The sequence below is a fragment of the Veillonella sp. 3891 genome (assembly GCF_003992315.1).
GTDB lineage: Bacteria > Bacillota > Negativicutes > Veillonellales > Veillonellaceae > F0422.
On the sequence record NZ_RQVE01000002.1, the window covers coordinates 58,194 to 82,264 of the forward strand.

Consider the following 24,071-nt stretch of genomic DNA (forward strand, 5'->3'; position numbering starts at 1 on the left):
AAAAGACACCCAGCCTTTCGACTGAGTGTCATTTTTATCATCCCCTAAGGCATTCACCTCATATATGGTGTATTACTTTTTTGCTTCCAGCATGGTTACACGTTCGATAAGCATTTTAATTTGTGCTTTCATTTCCTCATTCTCTGCTTCTTTTTTAGCATTTTCTACATCTTTTCTAGCATTTTCTGCTTTCAAAGCTGTGATTTCATCTTGCATTACATACACAGAAGAAATTGGGCCACCTTTGTAACGTTCTGGAATCATGCTGTCTTCGCCGCCGAATCGGTATGTCATACCTGCATTCACCATGTTTTCACCATTGCCTACGCTGACCCCTACGTTGAATAGAGTATCTTCGTTAGCATAGTGTGCCACGCCGAGTGCCAATGCACTGTTACCTTTATAAGCGCCGTATCCAGCCATGACTTGGGATTTTTTGAGAGGATCATAGCTCAATGGATTCATCGCTGCTAGTGCCGCTGCATGAGCCCCAGTTTGGTTCACCTGACGACTCACCGCGCTGGCTGCTGCCACCACTTGACCAAGGGTCGCCGCGTCATCTGCTGCTGTACCTGGTGCCACGTGATGAATCGCATTGCCACCATTATCCAAGCCATCTGCCGTTAAGCTAACGGATGGTTTGTTTAAGCCTTTCACTGGAGCAATCGTTATGCCTTCTCCATTCACAGTGGTAGTGACAATAGAAATAGGATTACCTTCTTTATCTGTTTGGTATTTCACAGTTCCATCTGCGTTCTTAGCGATGTCCTTCGTACCATCAGGTTTTGTGATTACCTCAGGCAAGTAGTAATTGTAGGACGTAGAACCGTCTTTCATTTTCACATCTTTTGCCAAGCGTACTGTCATGGTAGCTGGTGTTTTGCCGTTAGCTTCTGTTAATTCTACACCAATGTTGTGATCTGTTAATGCACCTGTAGCTCCACCTTTAATGGCTAACGTATCTCCTAATGCCACTGTAGTAGACGCTACTCCAGTATCAGCTGCAAAGACACGACCTTTTTGTAATGTATCAGATACATCTTTCACTTGACCTTGCGTAGCTGCCTTACTACGATCCGCATCCGTTACTTTTGTTGGATCCCATTTCGTATTCGTCAAGCCAGACACTGCACCATCTTTAATGATCACAGTGGATCTTACCGTACCATCCGGTTGTTTTGTCGTTACCGTTACACCTTCAGAGGTTACCACCGTATTAGTTTTATTAGCATCACCCACTTGAACTGTATTCGTATTCACTGCATTGATCGAAGCATTTGGTGCTGTAACAGTACCTGTTGTACCATCGATAGTAATTTTGTTACCCTCTTTACCAAATGTCACTTTATCATCCAGTTTCGCTGTGAAAGTTTTCACTCGTGACGTTGTATCTGTATCCGATGTCACAGTAATACCATTCGTGCCCACTACATTTACTAAGCCTGTCACCACATCTTTACCTGCATTGGTAAGGTTGCTCAAATCTTTTGTAGCTGAATTACCTTGTAGATTTTTGATATCCCCAGCATTTTTAGCGATGGCCACTGCATTCGTTGTAATGTTGTCGGCATTTGTTTTGATATTGCCTGCGTTCGTTGCTATATCTCCTGCGTTCTTAGTGATATTCGCTGTATTCGTTGCGATGTTGCCAGCATTTGTTGCGATATCGCCCGCATTTTTCGCAATATTTTGAGCATTCTTAGCGATTTCCTGTTTGTTTGTGTTAATCGCTTGCGTATTGCCAGCAATATCCGCTTTAGCTTTTGTCATATCACCTTGCAAGGTCGTGATATTTCCTTCTGCTGTAGTCAAACGAGTATCAATACCTGCGATTCTATTAATTTCTGCTTTCGCTGCATCCGTCAAATCTACTGTGTATTCTCGTTCCCCTTTAGCATTTAGATCGCCACCTGTGACAGATACGCTACCACCTGTAGCTGCTTTCACAGTCGTATCTCGACCATTCACAGTGTAGGTTGTAACATTATCTTTCGTTGTTGGGTCAATCGTTACATTGTTACCTGCTGCTACTTTGACAGCCCCTTGCGCCGCATCGATAATTACTTGTTTACCTGCTGTGGTCAAGTTGCTTAGATCTTGGTTCGCCGCATTGTCGATAGCACTACGAGTATCACTGTCTAAACCGATGTTGACCACACCATCAACGTCTGTGGAAATAGCAATACCTTTTTTAGTCGCCACAGAATCTGTCGCCGCTGTTGGGCTAGTTGCAGTTGTTGCGCCTCCTGTTGGATTTGTGCCATCTGCTGCTTGAGCTTTAGGTGCTACTGTGCCAGTGCCTGCTACGAAGTTGAATCCGTCTGCTAATTTAACAGAGTTTGCATTTGCTTTTTCTGCATTGTTCGCACGGTATTTAATGGATGCATCTAAGTTTTTAGCTACTACATTGCTGTCACCGAAGTCTACGGTAGCTGGTTTAGCTGGTGTTGTCACGTCACCTGTCGTAGGATCGTTCACAGCTGGTTTTGCCGGCTTCAAGGTAATCGTTGCATCACCATTTTTGATCACTAGGTTATCTGCACCATTACCAGCAACTTCTTTGATATTCGCAAGATTTTCTGCCAATTTCACATCGAATCCATCGCCTGCCGTGTTTTTCACTACATCAATGTTATTCTTAGCGCCTTCAGCACGAGCAAAGTTCTCAGCCCCTTTCACTTTTAAAGCTTCACCAAGATTACGGTGTACTTTATCTGTGTCAGCAGTGTCTTTATTACCGTAGAAATCTAATCCTTTTGTAGCTAAGGAGCTGTTTGCATTGTTGATACGGCTATCTAATTTAGAAATCGCATCGCCTACGGTTTTCGCTTCTTCGGTTATGTTAGTACCGTCATCTTTTGTGATGTTGTACGTAGGACCTGTAAAAGATCCATCAGCATTGACTTTGGAATCACCGCCAAGGGCTGTAGCTAGGTCAGATTTCACAGTGTGTAATTGACCACCGTTCACAGCTTCTTTGGAGTTAGCTGCTACTTTGCCATCTGCAATGTTAGATAAAATCGTCGGAGCTTTTGTATCTCCATTACCGTTCACCACACGTGCTTGTGGGTTGTCGATTGCTTGTGGTGCTTTGCCATTGTTTTCATCAGCAGTTTTTACAGTACCATCAGCTTTTACTTCATCAGCTTTATAGTATTTACCATCTTTTGCTTTTACCACACGGTCCCCAGCTTCGTTAGTGTATACCACAGATCCAGCTTCGCCATTACGTAAAGCGTTTACTTTGTCATTTAATGTGGCATTGTTTAAACCATCTGCACCCGTTAAGCCTTTTGCTCCAGATACTCCATCTTTGCCATCACGGCCGTTAGATGCTGTATCGCCAACTTTAGCTAATTGGTCTTTCACAGCTTGTGCCAATTCCACAGTAATCGTATCGCCTTTTGCTGTAGTTACAATGTTGGTATTATCACCGTTGACATGTAATGTACCTTTCGCTAAGGATAAGCCTACTTTTTCTGTATCTTGATCCTGTGCGTCTTTCGTCACATTACCAGCAAAGTTCAATGTCGCGTTATTCGTTAAAGTTTCACCTAACTTATTGATAGCGCTATCTACGTATTGTTTGTTCGTCGCATCGCCATCATTTTTAGCTTCTCCTACATTTGTGATGTTCATGTTACCAGCATTAATACCATCTTTACCGATAGTGACAGTTTTCGTTTCTCCTGTTGTAGCACCTGCTACTGGAGCTTGCGTATTCGTAATTGTTACGCCATCAGCACCTAACGTAATTTTGCTACCTGGTTTGTTATCTGCATCGGCATTTGTGATAGATGTGATGTTTTTCAAATCGCTTGCCAATTTTACGTTCAATGTAGTCGCATCCGTACCATCTTTCTTCACAGTGATATTATTTTGACCATGGATGTTTAAAGTTTCTCCTAATTTACGAGCTACTTTATCTGATGTCGCATCATCACCGATGAACGTCATACCACCGTCTACCAAATTAGAAATTCTTGTATCTAAATTGGTAACTGCTGCATTCACATCAGCTTTATCGGCAGCATTGTCTACTTTTTCACGTGTAGCCTTATCTAAACCAAATGTAACTTTACCATCATCCCCTGCTGTAATAACCAACCCAGATTTAGGGCCATCTTCAGTTGTAGTTGCCACATTACTTGCTACAAAATTTAAACCTTTTTGCAATTTTACAGATTTTGCATTTGTATCCTCAGCATCATTTGCGCGATATGTAATAGATGCGTCTAGGTTTTTAGCCACTAACGTTGTATCACCGAAGTCTACACTTGGTTTCGTCGCTGGTATTACTGTTCCAGTCCCAGCATCTGTACCACCTACTTTACCTGGTTTTACAGTGATCGTTGCATCGCCGTTTTTGATTACTAAGTCATCTGTACCATTACCAGCGATTTCTTTCATATTACCAAGGTTTTCTGCCAATTTCACATCGAATCCATCGCCTGCTGTGTTTTTCACTACATCAATGTTATTCGTACCAGTACGTGTAAAGTTCTCAGCGCCTTTCACTTTTAAAGTTTCACCAAGGTTACGGTGTACTTTATCTGTGTCTGCAGTATCTTTATTGCCGTAGAAGTCTAAGCCTTTTGTAGCTAAGGAGCTGTTTGCATTGTTGATACGGCTATCTAATTTAGAAATCGCATCGCCTACATTTTTCGCTTCTTCAGTTGTATTGCTACCATCATCTTTTGTGATGTTGTACGTAGGACCTGTAAAAGAGCCGTCAGTGTTCACTTTGGAATCCCCGCCCAGTGCTGTAGCTAGGTCAGATTTCACAGTGTGTAATTGACCACCATTCACAGCTTCTTTGGAGTTAGCTGCTACTTTGCCATCTGCAATGTTAGATAAGGTAGTTGCTGTTTTTGTATCTCCATTGCCATTCACCACACGTGCTTGTGGGTTCTCCAAAGCTTCTGGTGCTTTGCCATTATTTTCATCAGCAGTTTTTACAGTACCGTCAGCTTTTACTTCATCAGCTTTGTAGTACTTGCCATCTTTTGCTTTTACAACACGATCCCCAGCCTCATTAGTGTACACCACAGAACCAGCTTCGCCATTACGTAGAGCGTTTACTTTGTCATTTAACGTGGCATTGTTTAAACCATCTGCACCCGTTAAGCCTTTCGCTCCAGATACTCCATCTTTGCCATCACGGCCGTTAGAAGCTGTATCGCCAACTTTAGCCAGTTGGTCTTTTACAGCTTGTGCCAATTCAACAGTAATCGTATCGCCTTTTGCTGTGGTTACAATGTTTGTATTATCTCCATTGACATGTAATGTGCCAGTAGCTAATGATAAACCTACTTTATCCGCAGCTTTATCTTGTGCGTCTTTTGTCACGTTACCTGCAAAGTTTAGATTTGCATTATTAGTAACTGTTGTTTGTAGCTTAGTAATCTCATTATCTACATATTCTTTATTTGCTGCATCGCCATTCTCTGTTGCTTTCGCTACATTAGTGACTTTCATGCCGCCAGCATTGATACCATCTTTGCTAATGGTTACAGTTTTTGTGTCGCCAGCTGCGCCATCTGCGCCTGCTGCTGTATTAGCAATAGATACACCATCTGCGCCTAAGGTAATTTTGCTACCTGGTTTGCCATCTGCATCGGCATTTGTGATGGATGTGATATTTTTCAAATCACTAGCTAACTTAACATTTAATGTAGTCGCATCGGTACCATCTTTTTTCACAGTGATGTTATTTTGACCATGGATGTTTAAGGTTTCTCCTAGTTTACGAGCTACTTTATCTGCTGTCGCATCATCACCAATGAATGTCATACCACCATCTACTAAATTGGTAATTCTAGTACCTAGATTCGTAATTGCTGTATTTTGACCTTGGTTGGCTGCATCTAATTTTTCGATAGCATCTTTCAAGGTAGTTGCATTTTCACTAGTACCGTCTGCTTTGGTAATATTGAAAGTTGGTCCTGTTACTGTACCATTTGCAGCAATCGTTGTACCACCGATAACAGTAGCCAAACCACTTACAGCAGTTAATTTGCCTTTGGTAGCATCGGATAGGTCTAATGTATAAGCACGAACTTTTGAAGTAGCATCTGGAGTTGCATTATTGATCGTTAATGCATCACTACCTACTGCTACTGTTGTGTCATTTGCATTCACTTTGTAGATTGTTGTACCTACTGTAGTTGTTGTATCCGTAGTTACCGTTGTATTGATACCATCTGCTACTTTTACAGCTGTTTTCGCCGCATCTTTCGCTAATTCTTTTACTTTATCTTTGCCAGCATCAGATAAATTGCTTAAGTTTTTATCGGCTGCATTATCTACTTTACTACGAGTATCTTTATCTAAGCCGAATGTAACTTTACCATTATCCTCTGCTGTAATCGCTAAACCAGATTTAGGACCTTCTGCAGTTGTGGTTGCATCATTACTTACTACGTAATTAAATCCATCTGCTAATTTAACGGATTTCGCATTCGCTACTGCTTCATCATTTGCACGATATTTGATAGACGCATCTAAGTTATTAGCAACTAATTTCGTATCTCCGAAATCAATGCTGCCTGTATTTCCAGCTTTAGGAGCTTTTACTGTAACCTTAGTATCGCCGTTTTTGATCACTAAGTCATGGGTACCATCCCCGGCGATTTCTTTCATGTTCGCAAGGTTTTCAGCCAATTTCACATCGAATCCATCGCCTGCAGCATTTTTCACTACATCAATGTTATTCTTAGCACCTTCAGCACGAGTAAAGTTTTCTGCGCCTTTCACTTTTAAAGCTTCACCCAAATTACGGTGTACTTTATCTGTGTCAGCAACGTCTTTATTACCGTAGAAATCCAAGCCTTTTGTAGCTAACGTGGAGTTTGCATTGTTGATACGAGTATCTAATTTAGAAATCGCATCACCTACATTTTTAACAGGTTCAGTCCCATTAGTACCATCATCTTTTGTGATGTTGTACGTAGGACCTGTGAAAGAACCGTCACTGTTCACTTTGGAATCACCGCCAAGTGCTGTCGCAAGGTCAGATTTCACAGTGTGTAATTGACCACCGTTCACAGCTTCTTTGGAGTTGGCTCCTACTTTGCCATCTGCAATGTTAGATAAGGTAGTTGCTGTTTTTGTATCTCCATTGCCATTCACCACACGTGCTTGAGGGTTGTCTACTGCTTGCGGTTCTTTGTTATTGTTTTCCGCTGCAGTTTTTACAGTACCGTCAGCTTTTACTTCGTCAGCTTTGTAGTACTTACCATCCTTAGCTTTTATAACTCGGTCCCCAGCTTCGTTAGTGTACACCACTGAACCAGCTTCGCCATTACGTAGAGCGTTTACTTTATCGTTTAATGTGGCATTGTTTAAACCATCTGCACCAGTTAAACCTTGTGCACCAGATGTACCATTTACACCATCCCGGCCATTAGAGGCTGTATCGCCAACTTTAGCCAATTGGTCTTTCACAGCTTGTGCCAATTCAACAGTAATGGTATTGCCTTTTGCTGTGGTAACAATGTTTGTATTATCGCCATTAACATGTAATGTGCCAGTAGCTAATGCTAAGCCTATTTTATCCGCAGCTTTATTTTGTGCGTCTTTTGTTACATTACCAGCAAAGTTTAGATTTGCATTGCCTGTAATTGTGCTATTTAGGTTAGTTAATGCATTTTCTACATACTCTTTACTTGCTGCATTATCAAGAGTGGTACGTGTAGCTTTATCTAATCCAAATGTAACCTTACCATTATCCTCTGCTTTGATCGCTAAACCAGATTTAGGACCTTCTGCAGTTGTGGTTGCATCGTTACTTGCTACGTAATTAAAGCCATCTGCTAATTTGACAGATTTCGCATTTCCTACTGCTTCATCGTTTGCACGGTATTTGATAGATGCATCTAAGTTTTTCGCTACTACAGTGCTATCACCGAAGTCCACTGTAGCTGGTTTAGCTGGTGTTGTTACGTCACCTGTCGCAGGATCAGTTACAGCTGGTTTTGCTGGTTTCAACGTAATCGTTGCATCACCATTTTTGATGACCAAATCAGTTTTACCATCCCCAGCGATTTCTTTCATGTTTGCTAGGTTTTCTGCTAATTTCACATCAAGAGCTTTATCATTTTTCACAACTTTAATATTGTTCTCATTGGCTCCTCGTGTGAAGTTTTCTCCACCTTTGATCGTTAAGGTTTCTCCTAAATCACGGTGCACTTTACCAGTATCCGTTGTGTCGTCACCAGTGAAGTTCAACCCTTTTGTTGTGGCGGCTGTTGTAGCTGCTGTTCCAGCTTGGGTAATTTTGTTAGATAGGTCATTGTAATTATTAGTAACTGTTGTTCCCAAATCTGTTACTTTGCCCGCAGTTTCAGAGATTTTTGTATTTTGCCCCGCATTAGCCGCATTTAATTTATCAATAGCATCTTTTAAGGTAGTAGCATTTTCACTAGTACCATCTGCTTTGGTAATACTGAAAGTTGGTCCTGTTACTGTACCATTTGCAGCAATCGTTGTACCACCGATAACAGTAGCCAAACCACTTACAGCAGTTAATTTACCTTTGGTAGCATCGGATAGGTCTAATGTATAAGCACGAACTTTTGAAGTAGCATCTGGAGTTGCATTATTGATCGTTAATGCATCACTACCTACTGCTACAGTTGTATCAATTGCATTCACTTTGTAGATTGTTGTACCTACTGTAGTCGTTGTATCCGTGGTAACCGTTGTATTGATACCGTCAGCCACTTTTACAGCTGTTTTCGCTGCATCTTTCGCTAATTCTTTGAATTTTTCTTTGCCAGCATCAGATAAATTGCTTAAGTTTTTATCGGCAGCATTGTCTACTTTACTACGAGTATCTTTATCTAAGCCGAATGTAACTTTACCATTATCCTCTGCTTTGATCGCTAAACCAGATTTAGGACCGTCTGCAGTTGTGGTTGCATCGTTACTTACTACGTAATTAAATCCATCTGCTAATTTAACGGATTTCGCATTCGCTACTGCTTCATCATTTGCACGATATTTGATAGACGCATCTAAGTTATTAGCAACTAATTTCGTATCTCCGAAATCAATGCTGCCTGTATTTCCATCTTTAGGAGCTTTTACAGTAACCTTAGTGTCTCCATTTTTAATGACTAAGTCATTCGTACCATCACCAGCGATTTCCTTGATGTTACCAAGGTTTTCCGCCAATTTCACATCAAGAGCTTTATCATTTTTCACAACTTTAATATTGTTCTCATTGGCTCCTCGTGTGAAGTTTTCTCCACCTTTGATCGTTAAGGTTTCTCCTAAATCACGGTGCACTTTACCAGTATCCGTTGTGTCGTCACCAGTGAAATTCAACCCTTTTGTTGTGGCTGCTGTAGTCGCCGCTGTTGTAGCAGCTGTTCCAGCTTGGGTAATTTTGTTAGACAAATCATTGTAATTATTAGTAACTGTTGTTCCCAAATCTGTTACTTTACCTTCTAAGGTAGTTACTTTACCTGCCGTTTCAGAGATTTTTGTATTTTGTCCAACATTAGTAGCATTTAATTTATCAATAGCATCTTTTAAGGTAGTAGCATTTTCACTAGTACCGTCTGCTTTGGTAATATTGAACGTTGGTCCTGTCACTGTTCCATCTGTAGCAATATTTGTACCACCGATAACAGTAGCCAAACCACTTACAGCGGTTAATTTACCTTTTGTGGCATCGGATAAATCTAAGGAATACTTACGTACTTTATCTGTACCTAGATCACCACCAGTAATTGCAAGGCCATCTCCTGTAACTGCTACTGTTGTGTCATTTGCATTCACTTTGTAAATTGTTGTACCTGCTATAGCTGTTGTATCCGTAGTAACCGTTGTGTTGATACCATCTGCTACTTTTACAGCTATTTTCGCCGCATCTTTCGCTAATTCTTTTACTTTATCTTTGCCAGTATCAGATAAATTGCTTAAGTTTTTATCGGCTGCATTGTCTATAGCACCACGTGTATCGCTGTCTAAACCGATATTAACTACGCCATTTGCTGCTGTAGAAATGGCGATACCTTTTTTAATGGCTACTCCATCTGTTGCCGCGGTTGTGCTTACCATACCTGCTGGTAAATTTTTAGGTGCTACTGTACCAGTACCTGCTACGAAGTTAAATCCATCTGCTAATTTAACCTTATTCTTCGCTGTTTCAGTACCCGCTTTATAGGCAATATCTGCGTCTAAATTAGAGGCTACAACTTTTGCGTCACCAAAGTTAACAGTCCCTTTATCATTGCCTTTACCAGGTGTTACTGTCACTGTATTTGTGCCATTTTTGATCACTAAATTATCTGAGCCATTACCAGCGATTTCTTTCATACCAGACAGCTTGTCAGATAATTTAACAAGTAATCCATTGGCTCCATTAGAACCATCTTTTTCAACACGAATATTCGTATTCGCTGTGGTAGATGTGTAATTAGCGCCGCCTTTCAGCGTTAACGTCGTGTCTAATGTACGAGCTACGCCAGCATTATCGTCACCTGTGAAAGTAATTGTTTTACCTTTGAAAGCGTCAAAATCAGATTGGCTAACTTTTCCTCCTACCGCAGTAGTAAGATTGGAAATCTGTGTCGTATGAGTATTCACTGTTGTATTGATACCATCTACTACAGATTTTTTAGCCACATCTTTAATCGTGAAAGCTTTATTATTTTGAGCTTGGCTATTAGCGTTTTCTTGAATTAAAGATACATCACCATCATTACCAACTGTATAATTACCAGGTTTTACATGCAATTCATCTGTTTTATTAACTTTCAAATCAAGGGCTGTTTTCACAATGCCAGAGGTAACTAGTTTTCCATCTTCACCAGTGGCTCCTACAGAGCTTGCAATATTAGGGGTAACGGTCACAGCTCCGTTACTAGGATTCACCGTCAATGCTGTACTATTTCCGCTAGAAATTGACGTTACTACATTCTTAGCCTTAATGGTAACCGTACCATTAGTATTTTCGATGGCAATGTTATCGCCTGCTTTTAAAGTAACAGCTTTTTTCGTCAAACCATTTACAGTTTGCGGTGTAGCGTTTGCCGTAGTATTGCCATCTTGGGTACGTAGCATCCATTCATCGGATTTTTTCGCTACATCCGTAATTTCTGCTGTTTCACCAGTAACATCTTCTCCTTTACCGTTTACGTAATTTAGAGTGATTGTACCAGTAGCATCTGGCTTATAGGCAGCATTTCCTGTTTTTGCCTTGATATGGCGCTCGTTAGATTCTAACGCTTTTAATTGTTTGATATTCGCCGCATCATAGTCATTCGTACCACTAGCTAAGCCGACAATTCGACGCAGTATAGTTCCTGTATCATTTGTACCATTAGCATTTTTGTCATTACGTTTATTACCAATAGCAATGACACCATTACCACTATTACTTACTGATTCATTTGTTAAATATCCAGTTGTAGCTGTAGCATCATTTGATGTGGTAGTAGAACCTTCACCGAGTGCTACGGAATGTTCTAACCCCGCACTTGCATTAGTTCCTATCGCTACTGCACTAGTTGCACTAGCTTGAGCTCCTGTGCCCATAGCTACCGTATAGGCTGCACTTGCGGTAGTTTTCTTACCTTGATAGTCTGCACCAATACTAATGGAACGATTTCCTGATGCTGTAACTTGATAGCCAATACCTACTGCAGCAGTTCCGGATACGGATGTATTAGAGCCGGCACCAAAAGACTGATCCCCACTTGCATTCACTGTATACCCAATTGCCGTCGATCCACCACCAGTTGCTTTGGCTGCATTACCAAATGCACTATCATTAGCATTCGACGCACGAGAAGTAGTACCTACTGCGATGGTATCCGCCGCTTGTGCTTGCGCATCATTACCCACCGCAATACCACTTGTACCGCCTGAAACAGCTCCTTTACCAATGGCAACAGCATTTTCTTTTTCTGCATTGGCACCATCACCGATAGCTGTAGCACTAGCCTCTGTTGCCTCTGCTTCTTTACCAATAGCAATAGCATTGCCTTTTGATGCTTCAGAGCCTTTACCGATGGCTATTGCATTTGCTTCGGTTGCTTTAGCACCAGAACCTACGGCTGTAGCATCTCCTTTTGATGCTGTAGCACCTTTACCAAGAGCCGTAGCATTAACCTCTGATGCTGTTGCTCCAGATCCTAAGGCAGTCGCATCACCTTTTTGAGCTTTTGCTGCTTTACCTACAGCTGTAGCACCTTCTGCAGTAGCTGCGGCGCTTGAGCCTGCTGCCAAGGTATCTTTGGCTGAAGCGGACGCACTGGTACCAATAGCTGCTGCATTTTCTGCAGAGGCAGATGCCTTGTTTCCTAAAGCAGAGGCACTTTTACCCGATGCTGTAGCGTTATATCCAATGGCAGTTGCTTTTTCAGCTGTGGCTTGGGTCCGCTCTGTATTATCATCAAAGCTATTGCCATTACCGCCACCGATCGCTACGGCATTTGTTGCTGTAGCCGCTGCATTACGGCCTAAAGCTGTAGCATTACCACCTGTAGCGAGAGCACGTAAGCCCACAGACATATCGCCCCAATTATTATAGGCGTTAATCTTGCTTTCGCTATCTTTATTAATATCATTACCTGGTACACCTACTGTATATACATCGGCACCGGCTAGGGATTGCCAGCCGATAGCAATGGCACCTTTGCCATAGCCACGAGAACTAACACCTAATGTAGTGGCACCTTCTTTAACGGAGCGAGCTTGTTCCCCCACAGCAATACCATGTAGTGCCGCTCGTGTATTATAACCAACACCAATGCCATAGTCCCCTGTAGCTACCGCCGTACGCCCAATAGCAACCCCATAATTCACATCTTGAGGTGACAATCCATTAACACGATATCCAGACTGCGCATTATGACCTATAGCAATAGATCCCGCACCATTTGTTCGCGCTGTATTACCAATAGATACCGATGATATATTCTTATCTCTAGGATTATATCTATCATTTCCGCCATAGGAACTAGTATCTTTCCCTAACGCAACTGAATCGGCTGATGTAGGTCCTTCAATTACGGCTTGTACAGATACACCCATATCCGCACCCACAGCCATAGCCGCCAAGATGCTTGCCACGACAATTTTCTTTTTTCCAGAATGATTTTTTGCCATTTCAGAGACAACGATATAACATTGCTTAGACTTGCTCCAGATAACTTTAAATATCTTATTCATTGTGTTTTGACTCCTATACACACTGTTAACTACGTTCCATATATTCTGCACTCGCTGTTACTACATGCTTTCACCTTTGAAAGTCCTACTACGACTAGAGCAAATCTTACCTGCGATCTCTCGTCTGCCTACTATTGAATGCTTATGTATATTATTATGTTTTCTTTTACTATCCTACGTAATCCCATAGATAAACATTCTCTGCGTATTATTTCATATCTTATAACCTCCTAAACCACAGCCCTCATGTATTTTGGTAAACATAAAAAAGACCTCATTCCTTCTCAAAAATGACGTCATATAATCAAAATTATATACCAAATCAGTGTTCTTTACAAATTGAAAAGATCAACTTTCTTTTAAATCAAAAGAAATTGTTGCACTTATATCAATTTTAGTCAGCACAAATGTGTTGCTTAAAGTACATATTCACTAATTTATAATCATTCTAGATTCTATAAATGTGCCTTCTCATTATAGCAAAATACTATAACACTAAGCAATTATATTGTTAAATATTCATCCTTCAATAATTTCCATTAAATCATTTTTCACAACTATGAATCAAGTTGCCTCACGCCCAATAACTTGACTTTCATTCATAGGTAAACAAATACCTTCTATAGAATCTCTTATTCCTGTGATATACTGTACATATACACATGTACGCATGCACGCATATAGCATGGTACGCTAACTCATCATTAGATATTCGCAAAAAGGGGGTGCGTATATCCAACGTTTTCTGTATCCATCGTAAGTCAATAAGAAAAAGAAACGGGAGAGATATGATGAAAGAAGTATCTACTAACACACAACCGATCCGCAGACGCTATTCCTTGGCAGCTTCTACTGCTGCCCTATTCGCATCGACTATCCTATTGTTTCCGTGGAGCCAAGCACAGGCAGGTTTACCAAAAGACATCGAATTGCATGATGCAACAGGTATCCTATATGATGCCATGGCTGCCAATACTAGCACGAATATTACGGTCGGTCCTAAAGCCACCGTCATGATGGGGGGCGGCAAGCAAGAAGGGATCTTATCCTTTGGCGAAACTTTCAGTGGCCGAGATATTAAAAATGAAGTAGAAATTTTAAAAAATCTACCAGCCGGTATGGCTGTGGGCGCTAATACCTACGCTCGCACGGGTTCTATTGAAGTAGGTGACCACACGCTAGAAAAGAATGACATTGCCATTGGCGATAGTTCTGCGAGCAAGCTTAAACAGTTTGGCGTAGCCTCTACTACAGTAGGCACCAACTCCTATACAGGCGGTGGTTTTGCTACTACCTTGGGCAGCTATAATGTGCAGTCTAGTCCGTTCAATGCCAATGGATTCTTTGATACCCTGTCGAATGCGACAAAAAATGCCTTTGCCACTGTGGTGGGATCATTGAACTCCAATGAATCTATGTCTAGTCGTTCTTCTACTTCTGGTGTTGCCAATGTGATCACTGGTACAGCCAACTCTGTGAAAAATAGTAATGGTGCCATCACTATGGGAGCCGGAAACCGCATCGAAAATTCCATCGGCGATTTCAGCGCCTCTGCGTATAATACTAAATATGCCTCTGTGAAAGACATGCAAACTGCGCTACAAGAAGGCGTTGCAAAAAGTGCGGGCGGCGCTACCTTAGCCATCGGTGGCGCTAATACAGCCGATTATACTTCGCACACACAAATTATCGGGGTTGGTAACACCGTAACAGGTACTAAATCTGTGCCAAGCAAGTACAACATGGTAAATGGTTACAAAAACACGTTAACCAATGCCAGCCATCTATCTGTGATTGGTGCGGAGAATACAGTCACTGATACTACGTCCTCTATCTTGTTTGGGGATCATCGGACCTTAACCGCCGCTAATGAAAGTGTCCTCATCGGTGGCGCTACCAAAGACATGACTACCAATGTGGCACGATCGACTGCTATCGGTTTTGACTCGAATGTAACCACTGCAGGTGGTGTTGCCGTCGGTAGTCAATCTGTGAGCAACACAGCTGCAGGTGTAGCAGGCTATGACCCAGCTACGAAACTAGCTTCAAAACTGACAGACCACACATGGGTATCTACCTTAGGCGCTGTGTCCGTGGGCGATACAGAGAAACAACTTACTCGCCAAATTACTGGCGTCGCAGCTGGTACCAACGATACGGATGCCGTCAATGTAGCACAACTAAAAGCGGTAGCGGCAAACAGTCAAGATGGTAACGATACCTTGGTAACTTCTACCACTGGCTTGCATCTACAAGATAAAACATTGTCTTTGACCGTAACAGATACTGCAGGTCATTCAGTAACTGGCACCGTAGACTTATCTTCTATCGCTGCCAATCCTGAGGCGTTCAAGCGAGTGGAGTCTTCTGTGGATCGTCTAGGCGGTCGTGTCGATTCCTTAGGGGCTAGTGCGGCGGCTCTTGCTGCTTTGCATCCACAAGATTACAACAGCGAAGATAAATGGGATATCGCCGCTGGCTATGGACATTACCAAGGTTCTCATGCCTTGGCACTAGGTGCGTTTTATCGTCCTAATGAAAAAACTATGGTTTCTTTCAGTACGAACCTAGGTGGTAGCGAGCGTTTATTTAACGCTGGCCTTAGCCTTAAATTCGGTGAAAGTAACCCCTATGCGACATACAGCAAATCACAGCTAGTTACATTAGTACAGAAACAACAAGAACAAATCGCTCAACAACAAGCCGACATGCAACAAGTACAAGAACAATTGCATCGCATCATGGAGCGGTTGGAGATTAAATAAGCTATATAGTGACTATAACAAAAGAGGAACATCGGTATTACTACCGATGTTCCTCTGTTTTAGGTTAAAATGGGTTTTCAGTCTCCATTATGACCGCTTGCTATAGGTTTACTGTCTCTATACCGACTATTATGTATCTTTATGTTAATCTTCATTGTGCAAATTGTCAATATCTTTAATAAGCTAGACGAATTATAGTCTTACTATTTACCCAACTCTGCTCGAATCTCTTTTGTTGCTTGTACCATGTGTTGTAAACTAGCTACGGTTTCTCTTTCGCCACGAGTTTTCAATCCGCAGTCTGGGTTTATCCATACATGTTCTACTGGGATTTTTGAAACGATCAAACGTATGACTTCTTTGATTTCTTCTACACTTGGTACTCGTGGAGAGTGGATATCGTATACGCCAGGGCCTACTTCTGTTTGGAAGTTATTTTCCAATAAGGCATCTAGCAATGTCAACTTGGATCGTGACGCTTCGAAGGTAATCACGTCTGCATCCATGGCATCGATTTCAGAAATAATATCTTCAAACTCGCTATAGCACATATGCGTATGAATTTGCGTTTCCACTTTCACTTTCGCATGACATAGACGGAATGCTTTGATAGCAAAGTCTAGGTAGTCACTATACCAGTCCGCACGCCGCAACGGCAATTTTTCACGAAGGGCTGCCTCATCAATTTGGATAATGCGAATACCTGCCGCTTCTAGGTCAAGTACTTCTTCACGGATAGCCAATCCGATTTGATACATCATTTCTTTCGTGGAAATGTCTTCACGAGGGAAGGACCAATTCAAGATAGTCACAGGACCTGTCAACATGCCTTTTACTTCTTTATCTGTCAAGCTGGTAGCATAGGCATTATAATCCGTGGTGATTGCTTGTTTTCGTTTGATGTCACCGAACACGATTGGCGGTTTTACGCCACGTGTGCCGTAGGACTGTACCCACGCATTGGATGTAAACACATAGCCTTCCAAGTTTTCTCCGAAAAATTCCACCATGTCATTGCGCTCGAACTCGCCATGCACTAGCACATCTAAACCAATGTCTTCTTGTAACTTGATGCAGTCTTTGATGAACTCTTTCGCTTTCGCACGGTATTCCGTTTCAGAAATCTCACCTTGACGATACAATTTGCGATTTTCTTTTACGGCCTTTGTTTGTGGGAAGGACCCAATCGTTGTGGTCGGCAACAACGGCAATTTGAAAATAGCTTTTTGCGCCACTTGACGCTCTTTGATATTTTGTGGACGGTTAAAATCTTCTTCTACCAAGGCTGCTACCGCTTGTTGCACGCTTTCATCCGTACGAAGTTCGGACTTTGCAAACAATGCTTGATTCGCTTGGAATGCTTCTTCAGATGTGCAATCTGAAAGCTCTGCTAGATCGGTGATTTCTTTCAATTCCCCTAGTTTTTCATAGGCGAATGAAAAATGTTGTAACACCTCTTGTGAAAGTTTCGGCTCGTTCGCCACCGTATACGGCACATGCAGTAAGGAGCAAGATGTACTAAGCACCACATCGATGCCAGCTACTTTTAATTCATCTACCTTTGCTAACACTTTTTTATAGTCCGTACGCCAAATATTTTTACCATTTACTAAGCCTGCAAAGAGCAGTTTACCTTGCGGGAATCCATAAGATTTCACTAAGGAGTCTGTTTGCTTTCCTTCAATGAAGTCCAAGCCAATGCCGTCAAAGTCAAGCCCTGTCACTACTTCATAAGCATCGCGGATATCTCCGAAGTAAGTTTGCAGTAATACGTGTAACCCTCGTTTTTGTGGGAGCAAGCTTTCATAAATACGACCAAACAATGCTACGTCTGCTTCGCTAAGATCATACACCAAGTACGGCTCGTCTAGCTGAATCCAAGACACGCCTTCCTCTTTGGCTGCCTTGAATATGTCCGCATAGGCTGCGATGACATCATCCACTACATCGTCGATACCCTTGCTACCTCTAAAATCTGCTAATTGTAAGAATGTGAAAGGACCCACCAAGACAGGTTTGGTTTCGATACCTAATGACTTCGCTTGACGATAACCATCTAGGAACGCTGTGGAACGCAATTGCAACTTCACGTCATCATCGATTTCTGGCACCAAATAGTGATAGTTTGTATTGAACCATTTCTTCATAGAGAAGGCTTTCACATCGCCTGCCTCACCTTGGTAACCACGAGCTGCTGCAAAGTACGTATCTACCTCACCTAACCCTAGATCATGATAACGTTTTGGAATTGCATTCAACGTGAATGCTGTGTCCAACACACCATCGTATAATGAATAATCATTGGATGGAATGAAATCCGCCCCAGCTGCCTGTTGCACTTTCCATTGCACCTCGCGTTGCTCTTTCACAACCTTCGTCAAATCCTCTAGACTCACATCGCCACGGAAATAAGACTCAGTAATAAATTTTAACTCTCGTTTCGCCCCAATACGTGGGAATCCAGTTACAGAATATTTCATATATACAACACCTCCATAGTGTACATCGATAAGTATCAATCTGATGTCTATACTATACTCCTTAGGTAGGTATTTGTATAATATGTATAAAAGATAGTGAGTTATACATAAAAGCTATAACGCAGGGATTCCATACGTACCGCAGTAATAAGAGAACTGCCCCCATTCCCAAGGAACGCAGTTAGGCGTAGTAGCCTTTGTGGCAAGTCTTACTGAGTAAATCAAACAAATAAAAAAGAGCTCAACCCTTCCCTAAGAAATGCAGTTAGGCGTAGCAGCCATAGTGGCGCGTATTACTGACTAAATCAAACAAAACCAAGATGACCGCAATATACCTCCGAAGAAACATTATGAAATACCGTTTCTGAGGGGGTGTATTGCGGTCATCCTTTTATCTAATCAGAAATGCCACAAGGCTACATAGCGTAACAAGTGACGATACATTATGAAATACTGTTTGTGAGGGGTATGCCGTGCTCTTCTCTTTGCCTAAATCAAGACAATATAATTGATACATATCCCTTCTCCCTAAGGAACGCAGTTAAGCGTAACAGCCTTTGAGACAGGTCTTACTGAGTAAATCAAACAAACGCAAGATGACCGCAATATACCTCCGAAGAAACATTATGAAATACCGTTTCTGAGGAGGTGTATTGCGGTCATCCTTTTATCTAATCAGAAATGCCACAAGGCTACATAGCGTAACAAGTGACGATACATTATGAAATACCGTTTGAGAAGGAGTATACCATGGGCTTCCCTTTATCATATTCAGTTAAGGCCGCCTCAAGGCTGCATAGCGTAACAAGTGACGTTTTATAAGAGCGCATGCTCTTTTCCAATTTGAATCACTTGGTCTACAGGCATATTGGTAATGCGGGCAATCATCTCTACTGATAATTTTTCACGTAACATACCAACAATTGCTTCTAGTCTCCCCTCTACTTTGCCTGCTTCTTTGCCCTCACGCCAATATTTCTTCCGATCCATTTCTAATTTCATATATTCACCCCTCCATTCCTTACTTTGCTTCACTACGTGCACAACCTCATCCATCTGTTGTAACAAACCATCTACAGGAGGTCTACCATCTACATAATCCAAGAAGTTCTGTAATAATTCTGAAACATCATTCATTTGAGCCTTGGTACTTAAAAATATAGTGGTTAAACCATCTCCCAACTCTCTGCCCAGCTCTTCTGTACACTTTTTTGTATACGTGTACTTATGGCGCTTTCCTGAAAATATAGGGAACGTACAGATAAAGATAACAAAACAATCATTCAATGTCATATAGTCAGCGCCCTTTTCCATAGAATAGTGATCAATGGCACTATGATAAAATCGTGAACGTTTTATTAACTCAGGCATATTCTTGTACGTTTGCATTTCAATATTGTAGACAGTTCCTTTGTCATCATTCACATACACGTCCAAGCGCACACCTTTATCATCAAGACCAGACTCCATTGTCTTTTCCGTTTCAATGTACGCAATATCCAGAATTGAAATCTCCAATACCCGTTCTAACAATTCCTTACAAATCGATTTCTCACGCATCACCTTTTCAAAGATAAAATTATCTTGAATACTCAACTCATCAAAAGACTTGAATTGCATAGATGTACCTCGCTCCTTGAGTTAACTAAATTATACCACATCCATAATGCAGTACGGTAGCGCGCCATGCACCACCTATCCATACAATTCGCAAACTATCGTTTATCCTCCTTTAAAATTTCCTATCAGTATATATTCTCCCCAAGGAACGTAGTTACATGTATAAAACTTGTGCTTCCCTTACTAACTAAATAACACAAACAAAAAAGAGCACTCCACTTCCCTGAGGAACGCAGTTATGCGTAGAAAACTTGTGACGAGTTTTACTATCCAAATAATACAAATACAAAAAGAGCACGGTGTGCCCCCGAACAAACATTATGAAATACCGTTTGAGAGGGGGTATGCCGTGCTCTTTCCTTTATTTAGTTAAGCCGCCACAAGTTTTCATAGCAGAGCCAGAGACGTTTTACTCCGGTTGAATCGTGAATGACAAGCTAGAGAAGTATTTTGTTTGTTCCCCTTTTGTTTCAGTTGGGAATGCTACTTCTACGCCCACAACGTTCAAGCCATTAGCACTTACTGTTACCATTGCTTTACCTTGTGCATCAGCTTGACTTTCATTAGTCAAATCATTGATAACGTCTTTGATCAATGGAGCGTTAGCATAAGGCATACCATCTTTGAATACTTGGATTTCGTAAGTATCACCTTTGCGCAATGTCAATGGATTAACGCTAGGAACAATCTCAATTGGCATATTCAAACGTTCAGGTTTTACTGCTGCATTCCAATAGTTTACATTATATTTCACAGCATGCGTAGATTTCACCGCATTTGGTACATCTTTCATCATAGCTTTATGCATTTTGCCATCTTTATCTTTTGTAAAATAGCCGTAGTCAAATGTAGTTGCTGTAGTACCTAACATTTCATTTTTCTCAATAGTTACATTGTGTTCGTGAGGCATTACTTTCATGTCCAATGGATTATATGCCACATCATATGCTTCAAAACTTTTTACCATAGATGGTTCGTATGCGTTATCTACAGGATCTTCGCCTAATACCAATGTTGGTTGATCAATGCGTTCTGCAAACCACACGCCATGTGCTGATGCATTGGATCCTACAGATACAGCCCCTACTAATGCTAATGCAAGAATTGCTAACTTACTTTTTTTCATGATGGATACCCTCCTATGAAATATAAAATTACAATACTTACATTGTACATCTTTTGAGAATCACTAGCAATATTTATTTTTAATTATGAATTATTTCTATAATTGACTATTGTTTTTATCTATGTATTAACAAGACGCATATCCATTAATTATAGGATTAGATGAACAATACTTTCAAAAATACCCAAAATCACTGCAAATACTGGACGAATCACAGCACCTAAAAATCCAAATTGTCCCAATACCAGAATGCCGATAAAGAACCACAACTGAGCGCCTAATAATTTTTCTTGCCACTCATAGGGCAAATATTGTAGTAGTACATAAAATCCAATAAAGCCTGGCACTGGTAGCATATTAAAAACGCCAAAGCCGATGCACAAGGTCACGATATAGGACATGACCATTTGTAAGCCAGTGCTTACTGTGCTGACTTGCATGGCAATGGACATACCTACATAGGCTAGAAACGCCACTAAAATATTAGCACCTAATCCAGCTAAAGCAATTTGTATCATCGCAGTGCGTGGGTTTTTAAAATGATAGGGTGAAAAGGGAATCGGCTTACTCCAACCTACACTAGCAATGAGCATCACCAATATACCGAGTAAGTCAATATGAGCGAAAGGATTAATCGTATCTCTTCCCCATTGTCTCGGTGTAGTATCACCTAAGCGAATAGCCATCTTCGCCTGTGCGTAGTTAAATATAGAAATTGCGATGGCAATAGCCGGTAGCATCGCAATATAATGAATCATATCTTTCATACTATCTCCTTTTAACATCAAAACTGTCCCTTTTATTATACACGATGGTCCCCCTCTTCCTCCATAGATAGCCAAAAATTTCCTGCCAGTCATGCACACTCCTACCAGTGAGTGGACAATGTGCACTATTCTGTGCATACTGAAAGTAATCTATCTTTCATAGAAAACATAGGAGGAGACCTATTATGAGCCAAAAAAAGTTCATCATTTCCATTCCTTATGAATTACTGTACCAACTGTATGTAACAAAAGGCATGAGTACTAGTGCTATCGCCGAGCAATTACACTGTAGTCAAAGTACCATTTGCCAACGACTACGAGACTATGAGATTCCCTTTCATAGTAGAATTCCCACGATCTCCAAAGAGGAACTGACTCAACTCTATGAAAGTGGTACCTCCATCAAAGCTATAGCGCAGCATTTTCATGTATCTCCTCGCACTATCTATAGCCGATTGCATAAATGGCACCTAAAAGAACCCCATCCTAGTTCTTCACTAACATCATTACCTATCTCCTATATCCTGGAATCTTACGATAGAGGATCTAGTGCCGCCATGATTGGCAGGGAATTACAGGTGGCTCCTTCTACGATTATCCATCTATTACAACGCCATGGTGTTTCCCTCCGAAATAGCCTAAAGCGTATTGACCTACCTATTGATGATATTTGCCAACTCTACACACAACACAAACTGTCTACTATTCATATTAGTAAGCTATACTCCGTCAAAGCCTCCACCATTGCGTCACGGTTACGAGAACGGGGGATTATGTTACGAGGGAATAAAGAACAACTCCCTACATACTCCATTATTTCTGACTATGTACAAGGTACGTCGTTGCAACAATTAGCCACCACCTACCAAACTAAGTACCATACAATTCGCAATCTATTAATCCGCCACGGGGTCTACCGAAAAGCGCGACGCATCCGCGAACATACGTATGCTATACAAAGTTTACACAAAAGGGAGCAACTATCTGTAGCAGAAATCGCTTCTCACTATGGATGCCATCCAGAAACAATTCGACGGATTATCAAAGGTACACATCCACAAGAAATTTCTCCTAATACCCACTGATATCTATTGATATCCTTGCTATGCGTTCCAAAGTAACGTATACTAAAAGTAAATATATCATGTATTAAAAAGGAGTTCATTATGGAGTATATCTTGGCCTTGCTACCTTACTTTACAATAGGTATTGTAGCCGCATTCATTTCTCGATTTACGGGAATTGCTATTTCTTTCTTATTAGTACCAACCCTATTATATTGGGGGGCTACACCGGTAGAAGTCGTATCATTTATGTTGACATTCACTTTGTATAACACATTTACCTTAGAAACACAGGATGTACGACTAGACTTCAAAGAGTTAACCTTCTTCCCAGGTTGGAAATTACTTATCCCTCTAGTTATCTCTTTTGGATTAAGTCTAGTGTCTCCTCATCTATCCATTGGGTTGTTTATTTTCTTCTTTATCTTAGAATTAGGGGCTGCCCTATACAAACGCATTCCACAAGCAGAGCGACCTACCCTAAAACAAATTGGGATTTCCTCCGTACTGGCCGCTGGTTGGACTATCGTCGGTGTCTTAGCATATCGTCATATCCCTGATACTTGGTATTTTCTACTAGTAGGGATTGCTATGTTGGGCTTAACTTGGTTTGCTTACTATGCAGGGGCGAATCGCTATGCTATGCGTCAATCTTGGACCGCTATTTGGCCATCCTTATCCTTACTATTAGGTCTATTTGGATTAGATATTTCTTCCTATATTCATGGAGTGAAACGAAATTTCCCATCATCTTTTGATCGCATTGTACCTATGGTCACAGTCATCGGCGCTTTTGCGGGCACCATGGTTCTATTTGTACTAGAAAATCAATTTTCCTTAGCTTCCTTAATTGCTGCCGTTGGTTGTGCCTTCGGTATCCGCATGTTTGGATACTACGGATTCAGTAAATCTGGTAAATTCTCTTGGTTAATCATCGGTTTAACCATCCTCATCGTGCTTTGCTTATATTTGGTAAGCCCTAGCCCTGTGGGCATGGATACTGGCAATGCTCTATTACAAGCACCGATTGCGGAATAACTAAAACTAAAAAAGGGCTATCACAA

The 24,071-nt window shown here is 41.3% G+C and carries 8 protein-coding genes; 3 read left to right on the top strand and 5 right to left on the bottom strand.

Going from position 1 to position 24,071, the window contains the following annotated elements:
* Nucleotides 1-72: 72 nt before the first annotated feature.
* Nucleotides 73-13,185 (bottom strand): YadA-like family protein, encoded by a 13,113-nt coding sequence (locus tag EO118_RS01450; protein ID WP_127068287.1) that lies wholly within the window; start codon nt 13,183-13,185, stop codon nt 73-75.
* Between the two features lie 788 nt (nt 13,186-13,973).
* On the opposite strand from EO118_RS01450, the gene EO118_RS08785 reads away from it, so the two are divergent.
* Entirely contained in the window at nt 13,974-15,950 is a 1,977-nt protein-coding gene (locus EO118_RS08785; protein ID WP_164723836.1) for a YadA-like family protein, read from the top strand.
* 203 nt (nt 15,951-16,153) lie between these two features.
* Here the strand turns inward: EO118_RS08785 and metE are convergent, their stop codons facing one another.
* The 4 genes from metE to EO118_RS01475 all read right to left on the bottom strand — a co-directional run bounded on the left by metE (nt 16,154) and on the right by EO118_RS01475 (nt 21,943).
* Nucleotides 16,154-18,430: a 5-methyltetrahydropteroyltriglutamate--homocysteine S-methyltransferase gene (metE, locus tag EO118_RS01460; protein ID WP_127068289.1), complete on the bottom strand. Its 2,277-nt coding sequence runs from the start codon at nt 18,428-18,430 to the stop codon at nt 16,154-16,156.
* Between the two features lie 816 nt (nt 18,431-19,246).
* The gene (locus EO118_RS01465) at nt 19,247-20,050 is read right to left on the bottom strand and encodes an Rpn family recombination-promoting nuclease/putative transposase (RefSeq protein WP_127068290.1); all 804 of its coding nucleotides are present in this window, start codon (nt 20,048-20,050) and stop codon (nt 19,247-19,249) included.
* Between the two features lie 409 nt (nt 20,051-20,459).
* Nucleotides 20,460-21,176 carry a DUF4198 domain-containing protein gene (locus tag EO118_RS01470; RefSeq protein WP_127068291.1) on the bottom strand — a complete coding sequence of 239 codons (717 nt, stop codon included), beginning with the start codon at nt 21,174-21,176 and terminating at the stop codon, nt 20,460-20,462.
* A gap of 149 nt (nt 21,177-21,325) precedes the next feature.
* On the bottom strand, nt 21,326-21,943 hold the full coding sequence (locus EO118_RS01475; protein WP_127068292.1) for a site-2 protease family protein: 618 nt from the start codon (nt 21,941-21,943) through the stop codon (nt 21,326-21,328).
* A 185-nt stretch (nt 21,944-22,128) separates the two neighbouring features.
* Between EO118_RS01475 and EO118_RS01480 the strand changes: the two genes are divergently transcribed.
* Entirely contained in the window at nt 22,129-23,028 is a 900-nt protein-coding gene (locus EO118_RS01480; protein WP_127068293.1) for a helix-turn-helix domain-containing protein, read from the top strand.
* A gap of 81 nt (nt 23,029-23,109) precedes the next feature.
* Nucleotides 23,110-24,045, top strand: coding sequence for a hypothetical protein (locus EO118_RS01485; RefSeq protein ID WP_127068294.1), 936 nt, complete (start codon nt 23,110-23,112; stop codon nt 24,043-24,045).
* Nucleotides 24,046-24,071: the final 26 nt, after the last annotated feature.

Bases quoted from the DNA above. Each gene is read 5' to 3' on its own strand.
- EO118_RS01450 (WP_127068287.1), bottom strand. From the start codon at position 13,185: ATGAATAAGATATTTAAAGTTATCTGGAGCAAGTCTAAGCAATGTTAT.
- EO118_RS08785 (WP_164723836.1), top strand. From the start codon at position 13,974: ATGATGAAAGAAGTATCTACTAACACACAACCGATCCGCAGACGCTAT.
- metE (WP_127068289.1), bottom strand. From the start codon at position 18,430: ATGAAATATTCTGTAACTGGATTCCCACGTATTGGGGCGAAACGAGAG.
- EO118_RS01465 (WP_127068290.1), bottom strand. From the start codon at position 20,050: ATGCAATTCAAGTCTTTTGATGAGTTGAGTATTCAAGATAATTTTATC.
- EO118_RS01470 (WP_127068291.1), bottom strand. From the start codon at position 21,176: ATGAAAAAAAGTAAGTTAGCAATTCTTGCATTAGCATTAGTAGGGGCT.
- EO118_RS01475 (WP_127068292.1), bottom strand. From the start codon at position 21,943: ATGAAAGATATGATTCATTATATTGCGATGCTACCGGCTATTGCCATC.
- EO118_RS01480 (WP_127068293.1), top strand. From the start codon at position 22,129: ATGAGCCAAAAAAAGTTCATCATTTCCATTCCTTATGAATTACTGTAC.
- EO118_RS01485 (WP_127068294.1), top strand. From the start codon at position 23,110: ATGGAGTATATCTTGGCCTTGCTACCTTACTTTACAATAGGTATTGTA.